Source organism: Alcanivorax sp., from assembly GCF_014762765.1.
Taxonomy (GTDB): domain Bacteria; phylum Pseudomonadota; class Gammaproteobacteria; order Pseudomonadales; family Alcanivoracaceae; genus Alcanivorax.
Window position 1 is genome coordinate 1 of the sequence record NZ_JABURH010000023.1, and the last position, 2,749, is coordinate 2,749.

At 61.0% G+C, this 2,749-nt stretch carries 3 protein-coding genes; 2 read left to right on the forward strand and 1 reads right to left on the reverse strand.

Annotated elements, in window-relative coordinates:
- Window positions 1–166: 166 nt before the first annotated feature.
- The gene (gene cobB, locus HUJ17_RS00880; protein ID WP_063510063.1) at window positions 167–874 is read right to left on the reverse strand and encodes a Sir2 family NAD+-dependent deacetylase; all 708 of its coding nucleotides are present in this window, start codon (window positions 872–874) and stop codon (window positions 167–169) included.
- 33 nt (window positions 875–907) lie between these two features.
- Here cobB and HUJ17_RS00885 point away from each other — a divergent pair, with 33 nt between their 5' ends.
- Together HUJ17_RS00885 and HUJ17_RS00890 are read left to right on the forward strand one after the other, a co-directional pair.
- Window positions 908–1,282 (forward strand): hypothetical protein, encoded by a 375-nt coding sequence (locus tag HUJ17_RS00885; protein ID WP_063510064.1) that lies wholly within the window; start codon window positions 908–910, stop codon window positions 1,280–1,282.
- 52 nt (window positions 1,283–1,334) lie between these two features.
- Window positions 1,335–2,749: bifunctional GNAT family N-acetyltransferase/carbon-nitrogen hydrolase family protein (locus HUJ17_RS00890; RefSeq protein ID WP_290508935.1), on the forward strand; the 1,415-nt coding region annotated here is incomplete at its 3' end.

Genomic DNA, 2,749 nt, shown 5'->3' on the forward strand with positions numbered 1-2,749 from the left:
AATCGGGGCGGGTGGCAAGTTTCAAGTTTCAAGGCGCGGGTCAGGCGTGGTGGCAGGCTGTCAGAACAGGTGCCTCGCGCTGATACGTTGCAGCGCGGGCACGAGCTATCCGGTTAACCGCGACCTATTTCGCGCCTTGTAACTTGCAACTTGAAACTTGCCCCTGTCATTGCCCGATCAGTTCTTCCACATACGCTGGCACCAGCTCCGTGGCCAGCCCATGCTTGTGCTCGGCAAAAGCAGTCAGCCGCTGGGAGGGCTCCAGATTCAGCTCCACGGTATGGGCGCCGTGGCGGTTGGCTTCTTCCACAAAACCCGCTGCCGGGTACACATTGCCGCTGGTGCCGATGCTGATAAAGCGGTCGCAACGGGCCAGGGCCTGGTAGATACGCTCCATCTCCAGGGGCATTTCCCCGAACCACACCACATGGGGGCGCAGGCACCCCTTGGCGCCGCAAAGCGGGCAGGGCAGGGTCGGCGTCAGCTCGCCGGTGACCTCCACCAGGCCACCGGAGGACTGGCAGCGGCCCTTGAGCAGTTCGCCGTGCATGTGGATCAGGTTGCGACTGCCGGCCCGTTCGTGCAGGTTGTCGATGTTCTGGGTGACCAGCAGTACCTGGCCGGCGGGAAAGGCCTGTTCCAGCTTTGCCAGGGCCTGGTGGGCCGCATTGGGCTTGATCGCCGCGCTGAGCAGCTGTTCACGGCGCTTGTTGTAGAAATTCTGCACCAGGGTGGCATCGCGCAGAAACGCTTCCGGGGTGGCCACATCTTCCACCCGATGGTTTTCCCACAGCCCGTCGGCGGCGCGGAAGGTCTTGATACCGGATTCCGCCGAGATTCCCGCGCCGGTAAGTATTACAATGTTTTCAGCCATTTATCCGTCCGATTAGTCAGGATCATTTGTTTCATGGATACCATTATCGACCTACAGGAAAACCTCCCGTTGCCCCGGCGCGGCAATGTCACACTGCTGCATTTTCACCAGGGCATGGTATTGCTGGTGGGGGAGGATGCCGTGGGCCTGTACCGGGACCGCGTGGCCATCGACGACCCCCTGGCCAATGGTGTCATCGGCTATGAAACCATTCCACCCTCGCTGCAACCGGATTGGCAAGATGACTGTGGTTTTGTCCGTGAGCATCAGTCCGGCTACGTCGGTCTCAACGGTGGCGGTGTGATTTTTATTCGCCCGGATGGCGTGGCGCTCTATCCCAGCGGCATGCATGCGTTGCAGAATCGGGACATGAGCTGGCTGATTCCCTTTCCGCCACTCAATGCATAATTTTTCCGGCATCGGTAAGCCCGCTGTCGGTGACTGAAGGAGCTGTTCTGTTATGGCAGAAGAAACCACTCGCCTGCGTCTGCGCACTCTCACCGAAGAGGATTACCCCGCGCTGGCGCTGCTCATGGACCAGGTGTACCACGACATCGGTGGGGCCTGGCCGGAAGAGACCATCAAGACCCTGATCCGTATCTTCCCGGAAGGGCAACTGGTGATCGAGGACAACGGCGAGCTGGTGGCCACCGCGCTGACCATCAAGGTCAAGTACGACCGCTTCTCCAATCCGCACCGCTATGAAGACCTGATCACCGACGACAAGGTGCGCTCCCACAACAGGAAGGGCGATGCGCTCTACGGCCTGGACGTGTTCGTGGACAAGGAATACCGGGGCTATCGCCTGGGCCGTCGTCTTTATGAGGCCCGCAAGGAGCTGTGCCGCGAGGAAAACCTGCGGGCCATCCTGGCCGGTGGCCGGCTACCCGGCTACACCAACTATGCGGACCAGATGCCGGTCACCGAATACATCGAGCAGGTGGAAGCCCGCGCCATCTACGATCCCATCCTGTCCTTCCAGCTCTCCAACGGCTTTGACGTGAAACGTCTGATGAAGGCCTACCTGCCGGAAGACGAAGACTCCCACGGCTACGCCACCCTGCTGGAATGGGACAACATCCTCTACGAACCGGAAGACGACGACGCCGAATGGCCGCGCCGCACCGTGGTGCGCGTAGGGGTTGTCCAGCGCCGCATGCGCGCCGCCCGCGACGTGCAGGACCTGCTCAACCAGGTGGAATTCTTCATCGATGCGTTGTCCGATTATCGGGCCGACTTCGCCGTGCTGCCGGAATTCTTCAGCGCCCCCCTCATGGGCCTGCGCCCGGAACTGAACTCCGTGGAAGCGGTGCGCTTCCTGGCCAGCTTCACCGACGAAGTGCGCGACGCCCTGGCCGACATGGCGGTGAGCTACAACATCAACATCGTTGGCGGTTCCATGCCCGTCATCGAAAATGAAAAAGTCTACAACGTGGCCTACCTGATGCGCCGCGACGGCTCCGTGGAAGCCCAGTACAAGATCCACATCACCCCCCACGAACGGCGCGACTGGGTCATCCAGGGCGGTGACAAACTGCAGGTATTCGATACCGACGCGGGCCGGGTGGGTATCCTGATCTGCTACGACGTGGAATTCCCCGAGCTGGGTCGTATCCTGGCGGACGAAAAGATGGACATCCTTTTCGTCCCGTTCTGGACCGACACCAAAAACGGCTACCTGCGCGTACGCCACTGCGCCCAGGCCCGCGCCATCGAAAACGAATGCTACGTGGCCATCGCCGGTTCCGTGGGCAACCTGCCACGGGTGGACGCCGTGGACATCCAGTACGCCCAGTCCTCGGTGTTTTCCCCCAGCGACTTCTACTTCCCCCACGATGCCATCATCAGCGAATCGGTGCCCAATACCGAAATGCT

What these genes read in the sequence shown, in the direction of transcription:
- cobB (WP_063510063.1), bottom strand. Translation starts at nt 874, where the DNA reads ATGGCTGAAAACATTGTAATACTTACCGGCGCGGGAATCTCGGCGGAA.
- HUJ17_RS00885 (WP_063510064.1), top strand. Translation starts at nt 908, where the DNA reads ATGGATACCATTATCGACCTACAGGAAAACCTCCCGTTGCCCCGGCGC.